Source organism: Salinibacterium sp. NG22, assembly GCF_015864925.1.
Classification (GTDB): domain Bacteria; phylum Actinomycetota; class Actinomycetes; order Actinomycetales; family Microbacteriaceae; genus Rhodoglobus.
In genome coordinates, this window is record NZ_JADYWG010000003.1 from 104,701 (window position 1) to 118,979 (window position 14,279).

The 14,279-nt window shown below is 61.2% G+C and carries 14 protein-coding genes; 3 read left to right on the top strand and 11 right to left on the bottom strand.

Features of this window, described 5'->3' with window-relative positions; all coding sequences use genetic code 11:
• Positions 1-35: 35 nt before the first annotated feature.
• Positions 36-305: a hypothetical protein gene (locus I6E81_RS13505; protein WP_197108846.1), complete on the top strand. Its 270-nt coding sequence runs from the start codon at positions 36-38 to the stop codon at positions 303-305.
• A gap of 10 nt (positions 306-315) precedes the next feature.
• Here I6E81_RS13505 and I6E81_RS13510 read toward each other — a convergent pair whose 3' ends face one another.
• From I6E81_RS13510 to truB, 4 genes are read right to left on the bottom strand one after another with little or no spacing between them, the layout of a single operon-like run.
• Positions 316-1,272, bottom strand: a complete 957-nt coding sequence (locus I6E81_RS13510) for a bifunctional riboflavin kinase/FAD synthetase (RefSeq protein WP_197108848.1) — start codon at positions 1,270-1,272, stop codon at positions 316-318.
• Between the two features lies 1 nt (position 1,273).
• A complete protein-coding gene (locus tag I6E81_RS13515; RefSeq protein WP_197108850.1) occupies positions 1,274-1,687 on the bottom strand; it encodes a hypothetical protein in 414 nt (137 codons plus the stop codon).
• Between the two features lie 25 nt (positions 1,688-1,712).
• On the bottom strand, positions 1,713-2,081 hold the full coding sequence (locus I6E81_RS13520; RefSeq protein ID WP_197108852.1) for a hypothetical protein: 369 nt from the start codon (positions 2,079-2,081) through the stop codon (positions 1,713-1,715).
• A complete protein-coding gene (truB, locus tag I6E81_RS13525) occupies positions 2,074-3,048 on the bottom strand; it encodes a tRNA pseudouridine(55) synthase TruB (RefSeq protein ID WP_197108854.1) in 975 nt (324 codons plus the stop codon). Before truB ends, I6E81_RS13520 begins: the two co-directional genes overlap by 8 nt.
• Positions 3,049-3,179: 131 nt before the next feature.
• Here truB and I6E81_RS13530 point away from each other — a divergent pair, with 131 nt between their 5' ends.
• Both I6E81_RS13530 and I6E81_RS13535 read left to right on the top strand, forming a co-directional pair.
• Complete coding sequence (locus I6E81_RS13530; RefSeq protein ID WP_197108863.1) at positions 3,180-4,199, top strand: ketopantoate reductase family protein; 1,020 nt, start codon at positions 3,180-3,182, stop codon at positions 4,197-4,199.
• Between the two features lie 108 nt (positions 4,200-4,307).
• Complete coding sequence (locus tag I6E81_RS13535) at positions 4,308-5,153, top strand: A/G-specific adenine glycosylase (RefSeq protein ID WP_307784174.1); 846 nt, start codon at positions 4,308-4,310, stop codon at positions 5,151-5,153.
• 39 nt (positions 5,154-5,192) lie between these two features.
• Here I6E81_RS13535 and rbfA read toward each other — a convergent pair whose 3' ends face one another.
• From rbfA to I6E81_RS13570, 7 genes are all read right to left on the bottom strand, one after another.
• Positions 5,193-5,675 (bottom strand): 30S ribosome-binding factor RbfA, encoded by a 483-nt coding sequence (gene rbfA / locus I6E81_RS13540; RefSeq protein ID WP_197108865.1) that lies wholly within the window; start codon positions 5,673-5,675, stop codon positions 5,193-5,195.
• A 127-nt stretch (positions 5,676-5,802) separates the two neighbouring features.
• Entirely contained in the window at positions 5,803-8,619 is a 2,817-nt protein-coding gene (gene infB, locus I6E81_RS13545) for a translation initiation factor IF-2 (RefSeq protein ID WP_197108867.1), read from the bottom strand.
• Between the two features lie 90 nt (positions 8,620-8,709).
• A complete protein-coding gene (locus I6E81_RS13550) occupies positions 8,710-9,000 on the bottom strand; it encodes a YlxR family protein (protein WP_197108869.1) in 291 nt (96 codons plus the stop codon).
• Positions 9,001-9,121: 121 nt separating this feature from the next.
• The gene (gene nusA, locus I6E81_RS13555) at positions 9,122-10,120 is read right to left on the bottom strand and encodes a transcription termination factor NusA (protein ID WP_197108871.1); all 999 of its coding nucleotides are present in this window, start codon (positions 10,118-10,120) and stop codon (positions 9,122-9,124) included.
• Positions 10,121-10,195: 75 nt separating this feature from the next.
• The gene (locus I6E81_RS13560; RefSeq protein WP_197108873.1) at positions 10,196-11,977 is read right to left on the bottom strand and encodes a proline--tRNA ligase; all 1,782 of its coding nucleotides are present in this window, start codon (positions 11,975-11,977) and stop codon (positions 10,196-10,198) included.
• A gap of 18 nt (positions 11,978-11,995) precedes the next feature.
• Positions 11,996-13,144: a flavodoxin-dependent (E)-4-hydroxy-3-methylbut-2-enyl-diphosphate synthase gene (gene ispG / locus I6E81_RS13565; protein ID WP_189621863.1), complete on the bottom strand. Its 1,149-nt coding sequence runs from the start codon at positions 13,142-13,144 to the stop codon at positions 11,996-11,998.
• Positions 13,145-13,184: 40 nt separating this feature from the next.
• A complete protein-coding gene (locus tag I6E81_RS13570) occupies positions 13,185-14,243 on the bottom strand; it encodes an alpha/beta fold hydrolase (protein ID WP_197108875.1) in 1,059 nt (352 codons plus the stop codon).
• Between the last annotated feature and the right edge of the window lie 36 nt (positions 14,244-14,279).

Below are 14,279 nucleotides of genomic sequence, written 5' to 3' on the forward strand. Positions count from 1 at the left end.
CAACTCGTGTCGGCTGGCATCTCAGGGAGATAAATATGGGTAACAGCGGATTCGATCTCGGTGACATCGGCGACGTCGTCGGCGATCTCGTCAAAGGCAAGGGTCTTGACACTGACGCTCTAGAGCCCATCTGGGAAGGCATCCAGCCGACCCTTAAAGGTCTCGACACCGACACGATCCTCGAGACTGTCGCGAACTGGGCCAAAGACCTCAACCTGCCGATCATCGGCGATGTGCCCGATGACATCGTGGAGAACCTCAAGAACGGCGTCAAGGTTCCCCTCAACAAGCTCATCAAGGGCTAACCCTCAAGAACTATTTCTTGGGCGTCTTTTTTGCCGAGACGCCCAAGATTTCTCTCACCGCAATCTCATCAAGGCACATTTGCTCGATAAGAGCATCAACTGTCGTGTACTTGACCATGCCGCGAACGTATTCCACAAACTCGATTTCGACACGCTTGCCATAGATATCGAAATCTTGGTCGAGCGCGTGCGCTTCAACCTGCTTCTCGGGCACCCCATCAAAAGTCGGGTTATTGCCGATAGAAACCGCGGACGCAAAGCGAACCCCGTCAACCACAAGCCAGGCCGCATACACGCCATCAGCGGGAATGAAACCCTCAGAGTTTCGGTCCAAATTGGCGGTCGGGTACCCGAGCTCTCGTCCGCGTTGCTGGCCGAGCACCACCACGCCGCGCACCGAGTGTGGGGCCGTGAGCAATTGCCCCGCTTCGGCCACGCGACCCTCGGAGAGAAGTTCGCGCACAAAGGTTGACGAGACGCGACGCCCTTCCTCAAGAGCAATGTCATCGATGACGACGACGTCAAAACCATGGTTATTGCCCAGAGTGCGAAGCAGGGCGACATCGCCAGCGCCGCGAGCGCCGAAACGGAAATCGGCCCCGACGAGAACAACCTTGGTATCGAGCGCCCCCGCGAGCACCGTCGCGACAAAGTCGTCAGCCGAGACTTCGCTGAGGGCACGGTCAAAGGTCAAGACAAGAGCGGCGTCGACGTCGGTCGTGGCCAGTCGTTCCAGCTTCTGCTCCTTGCTCAGCAAGGGTTGCGGGCACGCTGCCGGGTTCAACAGGCTCATCGGATTGCGGTCAAACGTCACCACAACAGAGCGCAAACCGCGTTCGGCGGCAACCGCGCGCAACCGCGCCAACACCGCACGGTGCCCGCTGTGCACGCCATCAAACTTGCCGATGGTGACGGCAACCGGACCAAAGGTCGCGGGAACAGCGTCAATTGAATCGAAAACATCCATGTCAGCGTCTCCCCTCAGCACGACGCACCCGATACAGCCAGATAAGGCCAAGCACCGGAAGAGCGAGAGGCACGAAGAGGTAGCCGGCGCCGAAAGCAGACCAGACAGTATCTGCCGGGAACAACACGGCATCCACGAGACTGAGGATTCCGACGGTAATCACTCCGACAAGTTCAAACACGATCGCGATCACAGCGACGCGGAACCAGACACGACCCGAGCGAATGAGCGCGACAGTGGCAACGATGTAGACAAGCCCCGCAAGACCAGACAAGAGATACGCCACGGGCGCCTCATCGAACTTGGTAGCGATTTGAAACAGTGACCGAGCGGTAGCGCCCAGCGCCATCACCGCATAAACAGCGATCAGCACTCGGCCGATGCCCGAGGCAGTCGAAGAAGCTTTCCTAGTCATCACATTCAACTTTAGGCGCTCTCGGCTAGGCCAATTGCACAAACCAGATTTGGCTCATGCGGTAAACCATGATGGCGATCGACAAACACGCCACCCCCAAGATCACCGTGCTCCAGCGGTTGCGCTCGATAAGCCCCCACATGACCGCTGCGGGAGGGATCAGGATGGCCGAGACCAAGTAGATCCAGAACTCTAGAGAACTACCCGTCGCCACGTTCCCGAGCAACGGCGCAATGATCGCCATGACCAGTTGGACGATGAGCAACAGTTCAACCAGCAACGTTGCCCCCAGGGTGTAATCATTGGGCTTCACTCGCGCGAAGCCGACAATCACGGCGCCAAGGCCTGCTGTGACCGCCACAACGATCTGAACCCACACAAACCACTCAACCATTGTTCGGGGTTCCTTCCTCAGAGGCGGACTCGCCGTCGCCCGGCACCAGAAGCTCAGGCGCTGCTGGCTCGGCATCCGGTCGAAAATTCGAGAGGATTCGGGCGCGACCATCAACAATTTCGAGGAGGCCGACCAAGCGGCCCTCTGAGTTGAGCGCCGCAAGTGCCCCCTCGCCCTGGGGCTCCAAAGCAATTTGCTTGCCCTGCGCCAAATCAGCAGCCTGCTCATCATCGAGCTCAACAGTGTCAAAGAGCACTCGGGCCACGACGGCCGGCGCCACGAGCTTCGTTTCAAGGTCCTCATCGACAGCACTCGCCTCCTCGACGGAGAACGGCCCAACCCGAGTGCGACGCAGCACCGTTAGGTGACCGCCAACTCCCAGCGCCTCCCCCATATCGCGAGCAAGAGCGCGGATGTAGGTGCCGGAGGAGCAATCCACTCGAACCTTCACATCGATGAACTCTCCGCGCACAATCTCGAGCACCTCGAAAGCAGAAACCGTGACCGCTCGCTCAGCGAGCACGACCTCTTCGCCCGCGCGAGCCAACGTGTAAGCGCGGCGACCATCTACCTTGATGGCGCTCACTGAACTGGGGCGCTGCGAGATAGCCCCAGTGAGATTGGCGACGGCGTGCGCGATGGCATCGTCGGAGACGGCAGCGAGAGCCGCGGCATCCGCGGTCTCAGAGAGTTCGCCCTCAGCGTCGTCAGTGTTTGACGATGCCCCCAAACGAATCGTGGCGGTGTACTGCTTGTCGAGCCCGACGAGATACGTGAGCAGGCGAGTCGCATTGTTGACGCCGAGCACAAGGAGCCCGGTGGCCATCGGGTCAAGCGTTCCGGCGTGGCCGATCTTGCGGGTGCCCACTGATTTGCGGGCGCGTGAGATCACGCCATGGCTCGTGATGCCTTGAGGCTTATCCACGAACAGAATCCCGCTCGTCGGATTGCGCGGCGGCTTAGCCATGACATTCCTTTCCGCACGGGTGCCCCGGATGGGCAGCCCCACAACTTTAGCCAATTCTGACGCGGTCGATGTGCGGCGCTCCATTGCGTCGGTCACGAAAAATGTTCACGCAGTACGCCTAGACTTCCCCTATGCGAATCGGCGTTATTGGGGCGGGTGCCGTCGGCGGTGCAATAGCAGCGTTGCTCGCGCGCGCTGGCAATGATGTCGAAGTGACGGCACGAGGAGCTCACCTCCACGCCATCCGCGAATCGGGCCTCACCCTCACCGGCGCGTGGGGAGACAGCGTCTCTCGCGTGCGTGCCTCTGGCACGCTCAGCCGCATCAACGAGCTCGTGATCGTCGCCACAAAAGCGCACGACGCCGAAGAAGCGATTCGCGAGAACATTCGCTTTTTGCGTGACCTCCCCGTTGTCATCTTTCAAAACGGCCTCGACTCGCTCGACGTTGCCACCTACGCCTCGCCGCGGTCAGACATCATCGGCGGGCTCGCCACCTTCGCCTCCTCGTTCCTCTCCCCCGGCGCCATCCATGTCACCGCCGCCGGCCCCAGCTATTTGGGCGTTGCCGGAGACAACGATGTGCCAGCACGTTATGCCGCAAACGCGCTCAACGCGGTCATGCCGACCTTCGCTGTGTCCAACTTTCGCGGTGCGCAGTGGACAAAGCTCGTCATCAACCAGGTCAATGCGCTGCCTGCGGTTACTGGCCGTAGCGTGCAAGACGTCATCGAAGAGCCCTTGCTGCGACAGATAATGACCGCGAGCATGCGCGAAACAGCACGCACTGCCCTTGCCGCCGGCATCCGCTTCGAGACGCTTCAGGGACTCTCCCACCGACGCCTTCGTAATCTGGCACGGTCACCGCTGTGGCTCGGTCAGATCATCCCCCTGCTCATGAGCCGGCGAATGGGGCGCACCCCCAATCCTGGCTCGACGCTGCAGAGCATTCGTCGCGGTCAACCCAGTGAAGTGGATGCCCTCAACGGTGCCGTGGTGCGTGCCGCTGACGAACTGAACCGTGCCGCTCCCCTCAACGCGCTGATGGTCGAACTTGTTCACGGCGTCGAAGAGACCGGCAATTTTCTGACCACGGAGGATGTTGCCGCGCGATTCGCTGCGCTCGACACCACGCCTCCCTCCACGCGTTAGCCAGCGCTCCACAGCCCCACACAACGCACCCCACGACCCCGACGAAACCGACAAACCTCCGTGACCGCAGAAACCACGACGGCCGACCGCGCTGAACTCGCCAGGCTCATCGGTGACTGGTTCGTCGAATATGGCCGCGATCTGCCCTGGCGACACGACGGCTTCGGCGCGTGGGGAATCCTCGTGAGCGAGATCATGCTCCAGCAAACCCCGGTCGTTCGCGTGATCCCGCGGCTCGAACAGTGGCTCGAACGCTGGCCATCGCCCGCCGCCCTCGCCGCTTCCGCCCCTGGCGACGCTGTTCGGGCGTGGGAACGCCTCGGGTACCCGCGCCGTGCCCTCAACCTGCACGCCGCCGCAACCGCCATCGCGGAGCAGCACAACAACGTGGTTCCCGAGGATGTGCCGACCCTGCTGGCGCTGCCCGGGATCGGCGACTACACGGCTCGCGCTGTCGCCGTGTTCGCCTACGGCCACCATCATCCGGTCGTTGACACCAATGTGCGGCGGGTGATCGCCCGGGCCGTCAACGGCGAGGGCGAAGCCGGCCCGCCCTCGAGCAAACGAGACCTCGCAGCCATGGAGCAGCTGCTCCCGGATGACCGGGCTGCCTCTCCACTCACAAATGCCGCCGTCATGGAACTGGGCGCGATCGTGTGCACGGCCAAGAAACCGCTATGCGAGCAATGCCCGGTGCGCGAACTGTGCGCGTGGCGTGCTGCCGGTTACCCGGCCTATGAGGGCAAACGGCAGGTCGTGCAGAAAAAGTTTGAGGGCTCAGACCGGCAAGTGCGCGGTCTGATCCTTGCCGAGCTTCGGGCCAGCGATGTGCCGGTCACCGCAGACGAAATCACGCAGGTGTGGGCGGATGCCGAACAGCGTGAGCGCGCACTAGCAGGTCTCCTGAAAGACGGACTCGCCGTCGCTGAGGACTCGGGCTACGTGCTGCCCTAACGGGCGTGAATCAGCCGCTCTGCCGGCGCGCGGCAGTCGCTAGGCGTGAGTGGTGTCATCCTCGTCGTCGTCAAAGCCTGCGGCTTCTTCTTCGGCGGCAAGATCGCGCGGCTTCACGTAAGGATCTTCGTCCCCCGCGTAGCGTGCGGTTTTCTTGAGTACTTCGACTGAGGCGTCGCGCTGCTGCGCTTCCGTCAGGAGTGACTCGATGAGAGCAGCGTTCTCGGGGATTCCGTCGGCAATGAACTCGATAGACGGCGTTAGGCGGGCTGTAATGTTCTTGCCCACTTCACGGCGCACGAGGCCGGTGGCCGATTTGAGAGCCGCTGCGCTGTCGCTGCGTTCTTCGTCGGTGCCGTACACCGTGTAGAAGACCGAGGCATGCTGGAGGTCGCCGGTTACCCGGACGTCAGTGATGGTGACAAAGCCGAGGCGCGGGTCTCGGATGCCGCGCTCAAGCGTTTTGGCAACGATCACTTTGATACGGTCGGCCATTTTCGCGGCACGAGCTGCGTCAACCATCTCTACTCCTTCTATAACTTTTGCTGCCTCGAGAATAACCGAGGCGTTGACGGCACCCAGGTCAGGAAGCTTGCGGAGCCTGCGTAGCTCCGCTTCCTGACCGGGGTGCCGTCATAAGCCAGCGAGATTAGACTCGCGGCTTTTCCTTCATTTCAATTGTCTCGATCTCGTCACCGATTTGGATGTCGTTGAACTTACCAAGTCCGATACCGGCTTCGTAGTCGGTACGAACTTCAGTGACGTCGTCCTTGAAGCGACGCAGCGAGTCGATCGCGAGGTTGTCGCCAACGACGACACCTTCGCGGATAACTCGTGCCTTGGCGTTTCGCGTGATCGTTCCCGAACGCACGATGACACCAGCGATGTTTCCGACCTTGGAGGAACGGAAGATCTCGCGGATCTCAGCAACACCCGACTGAACTTCTTCAAATTCAGGCTTGAGCATTCCCTTGAGCGAGTTCTCAACGTCTTCAAGTGCGGCGTAGATGACCGAGTAGAAGCGCACGTCGACACCTTCGCGAACGGCGCGCTCGCGTGCCTTCGGGTCGGGGCGAACGTTGAATCCAATGATGATGGCGTTGTCGACCGTGGCGAGGTTGATGTCGCTTTCGGTAACAGCACCGACACCGCGGTGGATGATGCGCAGCTGAACCGAGTCATCAACATCAATCTTGAGCAGCGACTCTTCGAGGGCTTCAACAGCACCCGATACGTCACCCTTGATGATGAGGTTGAGCGATTCGACCTTGCCGTCTTCGAGGGCCTTCGTGAAGTCCTCGAGGCTGATGCGCTTGCGGCTACGAGCGAGCATTGCGTTGCGCTCTGCTGCTTCGCGCTTTTCAGCGATCTGGCGGGCCATGCGGTCGTCGTCGGTAACCAAGAACACGTCGCCGGCCTTGGGTACTGAAGTCAGACCGAGTACGGCAACGGGGCGCGAAGGCTCCGCGTGAGTAACCGATCCACCATTCTCGTCGAACATGGCACGAACGCGACCGTAAGCGGTACCCGCAACGATGGGGTCTCCGATTTCAAGCGTTCCCGACTGGATGAGCACGGTAGCAACAGCACCGCGACCCTTGTCGAGCTTGGCTTCAATCGCGACACCACGAGCGTCCTTGTTGGGGTTCGCACGCAGGTCGAGTCCGGCATCCGCTGTCAGGAGCACTGCGTCAAGAAGCTCGGTGATACCGACCTTGTTGAGCGCCGAGACATCCATGAACATGGTGTCTCCGCCGTACTCTTCTGCAACGAGGCCGAATTCGGTGAGCTGCTGGCGCACCTTGGCCGGGTTTGCACCCTCTTTATCGATCTTGTTGATCGCGACAACGATCGGAACGTTTGCTGCCTGAGCGTGGTTGAGTGCTTCAACCGTCTGGGGCATGATTCCGTCGTCTGCTGCAACCACGAGGATGGCAACGTCGGTGACCTGAGCACCACGAGCACGCATAGCGGTGAACGCTTCGTGACCCGGGGTGTCAATGAAGGTGATCGGACGTTCGATACCGTCGTGCTCCTTGACGACCTGGTAAGCACCAATGTGCTGCGTGATGCCGCCGGCTTCGCCAGCAACAACGTTGGCGTTACGGATGGCGTCAAGCAGCTTGGTCTTACCGTGGTCGACGTGACCCATGACGGTAACAACGGGAGGACGGATGACGAGTTCGTCGTCTGATTCGTCTTCGAGTTCTTGAGAGAGGTCCATGTCGAAGCCGAGCAACAACTCGCGGTCTTCTTCTTCTGGCGAGACCATTTCGATCTTGAAGCCAAGTTCTTCACCGAGGATGTCGAACGTTGCCTCGTCGAGAGACTCGGTCGCTGTCGCCATCTGTCCCAAGTGGAACAGTACGGTGACGAGGTTTCCGGGGCTCGTGTCGATCTTGTCGGCAAAGTCGGTGATCGATGCACCACGGCGAAGGCGAATAACTTCCTTGCCGTTTCCGCGGGGGACGCTAACGCCACCAAGCGACGGTGCTTCTCTCAGTTCGAACTCTGCCCGCTTCGCCCGCTTGGACTTGCGTGCCTTGCTCTTGCCGCCACCGCGACCGAAAGCACCTGCGGTGCCTCCGCCGGGACCGCGACCGCGACCGCCGGCTGGTGGACGGTTAGGCCCAAAGTTGTTTCCTGGTGCTCCACCGGGACGGAATCCGCCACCAGCTCCACCTGGGCGTGCGCCGGCTCCTGCTCCAGCAGGACCGCCTGGACGCTGACCGAAGCCACCGGGGCGCTGACCCTGACCGGGTCCACCCGGACGAGGTGCACCGGGACGAGGTGAACCTGGGCGCGGCGAACCGGGACGAGGTGCACCCGGACGCGGAGCGCCAGGACGAGGCAAGCCCGGACGCGGAGCGCCGGGACGAGGAATCGAGCTTGCGCCACCGGCAGGTGCGGGACGCCCCATGCCTTGATTGGAGGCGAAAGGGTTGTTTCCCGGACGGGGAGTACCCGGACGAGGAACAGAGGAAGGGTTGGGAGCATCTGCTGCGCCGCCCTCGGGCTTTGCACCAGACTCGGCAGAAGCCTTTTCTGCGGCCAGTGCCTTTTCAGCAGCCAGTGCCTGAGCTTGACGCTCGGCAACCGTCAGAGGAGCGGGAGCCGCGCCTTCTTCTGGTTCAGCAGCGTGCTCGGGCTCCGGTGCTGCTGCGGGTGCTTCCTCAGCAACAGGTGCTGGGGTCGGCGCGCTTGGCATCGGAGTTTTGGGCTTCGGTGTCGCTTTAGCGGCAGCCTTCGGCGCGGCCTTGGGAGCAGCCTTGGGCTTCTCCGGCTCTGCCGGTGCTTTCGCTGCGTCAGCTTCGAGTGCAGCCTTCAACCGTCGTGCGACGGGGGGCTCAATGCTCGATGACGGGCCCTTAACGAATTCGCCCATTTCTTTGAGCTTCGCTAGAGCAGCCTTGCTATCGACGCCAGCTTCGGCGGCGACTTCGTGTACGCGTGGTTTTGCAGCCACTTTTCTCCTGTCTGGGTCTGCTCCCAGACAGGGGCAGACCACTAATTACGGACGGAACTCATTTCGAGCCGCTCATTAGTTGTCCATAGGTCAATCAGCCTGTTCGTTAGGGGACATCGGTTGATGTCCCGCCTCATATTCAGCTAACACTGAAAGAAGTGCTCCGGTATCTAGCGGTGGTTCCACCTTCAACGCACGTGCAAAAGCTCTGCGTTTGATTGCAGACTCAAAACACGTGGTTGTGGGATGAAGCCACGCACCGCGACCCGGAAGTGTGGCCGAATGGTCGGCCACAACCGCACCGTGAGATGCGATAACCCTCAGTAACGAGGATCTGCTGGCGCTCGCGCGACAGCCAATACACGTTCTTACTGCTTCCATGATACCCCTACTCTGCAATCCCGCACTCCCCCGCGCCCGACACTGAGCGCACGCGGCGATGGAACGCTACTGGCTCTCCCCTCAGCACACTGCGTTGAGGGGAGAGCCAGGCGAACGACTATTAGTCGTCGAGAATCGAGTCGGGCTGGATGTCGATGCGCGCGCCGGTGAGCTTGGCAGCCAGTCGGGCGTTTTGCCCTTCCTTGCCAATCGCCAATGACAGTTGGTAGTCGGGCACGAGGGCACGCACTGCCTTGGTGGCCTCATCGATCACGAAGGAGCTCGATACCTTGGCGGGCGAGAGAGCATTAGCAACAAACGTGGCCAGGTTCTCGGAGTAGTCGACGATGTCGATTTTCTCGTTGTTGAGCTCCGCCGTTACTGCCCGCACACGCTGGCCGAGCTCGCCAATGCACGAACCCTTCGCGTTGATGCCGGTCTCGGTTGCCCGAACCGCCATCTTGGTGCGGTGGCCCGCCTCGCGGGCTACAGAAGTGATTTCTACCAGTCCGCTGGCAATTTCTGGAACCTCAAGCGCGAAGAGCTTGCGAACGAGCGACGGGTGGGTACGGCTGACCGTAATCTGCGGCCCCTTGTCGCCCTTGTTCACTGCGGTGACGTACACCCGGATGCGTGATCCGTGCGTGTATTCCTCGCTGGGGACCTGCTCTTCGGGAGGCATGATTGCCTCCACCGAGCCGAGGTCGATGTGGATCATGCGCGGGTTGGGACCCTGCTGGATCACTCCGGCAACGATGTCTCCCTCGCGACCCTTGAACTCGCCAAGAACCTTGTCGTCACCAATGTCGCGCAAGCGCTGGTTGATGACCTGTTTTGCCGCGAACGCTGCAATACGTCCGAAATCACTGGGGCTGTCTTCAGCCTCGCCAATAACCGCACCCTCTTCGTCATACTCAGGGACCCAGACACTGACGTGTCCGGTTTTGCGGTCGAGCACAACGCGAGCGGTCGGCTGTACTTCTACAGCCTTACCTTCGGGAGCCTCAACGTGCTTGAGATAGGCGCTCAAAATCGCCTGCTCAATGATCTGCACCAGTTCTTCGAACGGTATCTCTCGCTCGCGCTCCATCATGCGCAGCACGCTCAAGTCGATATCCATTGAGGACCTCCGATATTCATTTAGGGGTTGTGACTCAGAACCGTCTGCGGCTCCGAACTTGCTAGTTTAGCTGGCTTATGTGGTGAGTGCGGCGACGACGTCGGCGACAGGGGTGCTCGTTCGCTCGTTCGTCGCGCGATCCCAGACTTCGACCATTCCATTGGCGGCATCGCGACCGACAATCACAATCATGGGTACACCGAGGAGCTCAGCATCGCCGAACTTCACGCCGGGCGAGACCTTCGGGCGATCATCGAAGAGCACGTCAAGGCCGGCCTGCTCGAGCGAGCTGACAAGCCCTTCAGCGGTCTCGTAGACGACAGCATCCTTGCCTGCCGCAACGATGTGCACGTCGAAGGGGCTGATCTGCTTGGGCCACAACAGGCCCTTGCCGTCATTCGTGGTCTCAGCGATGGCCGCCATCAAACGGGTGACACCGATTCCGTAGGACCCCATCGTGACGGTGACAAGCTTGCCGTTCTCATCGAGAACCTTCAGTCCGAGCACCTCGGCATACTTGCGGCCGAGCTGGAAGACGTGACCGATTTCCATGCCGCGAGCGGTCTCAATGGGACCGCTGCCGTCAGGGGCAGGATCGCCGGCACGGACATCCGCCACCTCAACGGTGCCATCAGAGATGAAGTCACGACCGGCCACGAGACCGAGAACGTGCTTTTCGTGGAGATTGGCACCCGTGATCCACTGCGTGCCATCAACGACGCGGGGGTCGAGCACGAAGCGCACGCCCGTCGTCGACTTCTCGCCGATGACAGCACCCTCGGGCGACCACGGACCGATGTAGCCCTTGACGAAGCCGGGGTTTCCCTCGAGCTTGGCCAGTTCGGCGAAGTCTTTTTCCGTGGCAGGTTCGACCTCAGCGGGCGCGAAGGCAACCTCGGCGCGCTTCATATCGACGTCGCGGTCACCGGGCAAACCGACGACGACGAGCTCGCGCGTGCCATCGATCGAGGTAAGAGCCAGAACGATGTTCTTGAGCGTGTCTGCTGCAGTCCAAGGACGATCGTCGCGGGGCTGCTCTTCGTTAGCGAGAGCAACAAGAGTGTCGATCGTGGGAGTGTTCGGCGAATCGAAAACCAGCGGGGCGGGCAGGCCGTCAATCGGCAATGCCTCGGGAACAGTCGTGCGGTACGCCTCAACGTTGGCGGCGTAGCCACCAGCCGAGCGCACGAAGGTGTCTTCGCCGACGGGGGTGGGGTGCAGGAACTCTTCGCTCTTGGAGCCACCCATCGCACCGGCATCCGCCGACACGACAACGTACTCGAGGCCCAAGCGGTTGAAGATGCGCTCGTAGGCGTCGCGGTGCTGCTGGTACGAGACGTCGAGTCCAGCATCCGTGTAGTCGAAGGAGTAGCTGTCTTTCATCGAGAACTCGCGACCACGCAGCAGACCGGCACGGGGGCGGGCCTCATCGCGGTACTTGTCCTGGATTTGGTACAGCGAGAGCGGCAAGTCTTTGTAGCTCGAGTACAGGTCTTTCACGAGCAGCGTGAAGACCTCTTCGTGCGTGGGTGCCAACAGGTAGTCGGCGTCTTTGCGGTCTTTAAGACGGAAGATGCCGTCACCGTACTCAGTCCAGCGGCCCGTGAGCTCGTACGGTTCGCGCGGCAGCAGAGCCGGGAACAACACCTCTTGGGCACCAAACGACTCGAGTTCCTCACGGATGACCGCTTCGATCTTGCGGCGAACCTTAAGCCCGAGTGGCAACCACGCAAAAACACCGGGAGCCTGACGACGGATGTAGCCGGCGCGCACCAAAAGGCGGTGGCTTGCTACTTCAGCATCGACGGGATCTTCGCGAAGCGTGCGGACAAAGAGTTGAGAGAGACGTGTAGACACGCCTCAATGGTAGTGCGCCTACGGGGTGAGAACTTGCGGACTTCCCGTGGCACCGGCAGGCATCTCTGCTGCGATGCGGTTGGCCTCTTCGATCAAAGTCGCCACGATGTCTGCTTCGGGAACAGTCTTGATGACTTCACCCTTCACAAAGATCTGGCCCTTGCCGTTACCACTGGCGACACCGAGGTCAGCTTCGCGAGCTTCACCCGGTCCGTTGACTACGCAACCCATGACGGCGACGCGCAGAGGAACCGTCATTCCTTCGAGGCCCTCGGTGACATCGTTCGCGAGCTTGTAGACATCGACCTGCGCGCGACCACACGAGGGGCACGAGACGATTTCAAGCTTGCGCTCGCGCAGGTTGAGCGACTGCAGAATTTGCAGGCCAACCTTGATCTCTTGCACAGGAGGAGCCGACAGCGAGACGCGAATCGTGTCTCCGATTCCCTCCGAGAGCAGGATGCCGAACGCCGTAGCGCTCTTGATCGTGCCCTGGAACTCCGGCCCAGCCTCGGTCACACCGAGGTGCAGCGGCCAGTCGCCGCGCTCAGCGAGCATTCGGTAGGCCTTGACCATAACGATCGGGTCGTTGTGCTTGACCGAAATCTTGAAATCGTGGAAGTCGTGCTCTTCAAAGAGGCTTGCCTCCCACACAGCGCTCTCGACGAGTGCCTCTGCGGTCGCCTTGCCGTACTTCTGCAGCAGACTCGGCTCAAGCGAGCCGGCGTTGACGCCAATGCGCAGGCTCGTTCCCGCATCCTTGGCAGCCTTAGCGATCTCGCCGACCTTGTCATCGAACTTGCGAATGTTGCCCGGGTTGACGCGCACGGCGCCCACTCCGGCATCAATCGCCGAGAAGACATAGCGCGGCTGAAAGTGGATGTCGGCAATAACCGGAATCTGGCTCTTCTTCGCAATGATGTGCAGCACATCCGCGTCATCCTGATGCGGCACAGCAACACGCACGATGTCACAACCGGATGCTGTGAGTTCGGCAATCTGCTGCAACGTCGCGTCAATGTTGGTTGTCTGCGTCGTCGTCATGGACTGGACGCTGACTTGTGACTCGCTGCCGACTCCTACTGAACCGACCTTGATCTGCCGGGTCTTGCGACGGGGAGCGAGGACTTCAGGGACTTTCGGCATTCCGAGATTAATTGCTGGCACTAACCCATCCTAAAGCCGACTCCTGAACAACAGCGGAACGCTAGCGCGCGGCGAGGTGAGCAGTCAGTGCATCAACGAACTCCTGCGGGCGTTCGAGGTGGGCCGAGTGGCCGCAGTTCTCCCACGCCAGCTCGGTGTATTGCCCACCGTTAGCCTGGTATTGGTCGAACACGGCGCGGGTCTGCTCGATCATCGGCTGGGGCGGAGCAACCTCGGCGCCGGGCCAGCCGGGGATCACGCCGAGCTGACCGAGGAAGTTCAGATCGAACCCTGAGGCATCCGACACAATCGCGTCTTGCAGGCCACGCACCCATAAAATGCGCGGCTTAGTGGCAAGTTCGGTAATGCCGCTGACGTTGAAGTGGTCGGGCGTCATGGTGTTGAGCACTCCTCGACCGCCGGGACCAAAGCCTGGCCAGCGCTCAACAACGACCGAGTCACCGGGGTAGTTGTCTCCGCCGGTGGCAGTCGTGAGCATCGACTCGACCCACAGATCTTCGTGCTCGGTGTGAGCTGCGGCATCCGCCACATAGGCCGTACGGAACACCATGCGAGCGGATGTCGGCGAATCGTCGGCCGCATCGCCCGCGTTTAATTGGGCCACAAAGTCGGGGTTCGCTCCCCCGCCGCCGGCGCCCGAGCACTCCGGATTGAGGAGCTCGCCGTTCGCCCCCTTCGTTCCGCCAAAGCCATAGGGCGAGACGGGTGACACGAACGTGACCGTGTCGACGCGGTCGGGGTGATCGAGCATGAACTGCATCACGATTCCGCCGCCCATGCTCCAGCCGACGAAGCTCGCGCTTTCGATACTGAGCACGTCGAGCACTGAGGCAATGTCGTCGGAGAAATCACGAACGCCGCGGGTGGCATCCACGGGAAGAGTTTCGCTGTCACCGAAGCCGCGCAGGTCAATCGCCACCGCGCGAACACTGCTATCGAGCGCGAGCATCGTCGGCTGCCAGAACAGCGACGACGAGACGTTTCCGTGCACGAACACCACCGTCGAAGTTGCGCTGTCGGATGGGCGCTCGAGAACCGACGCGACAATGCGCGGTGTGGTGACGCTGTGCTGAACGATGCCGTCGAGAAGGGTAGCCATGGTGTGTCCTTTGGTGAGTGGAACTACGGGTAGTGG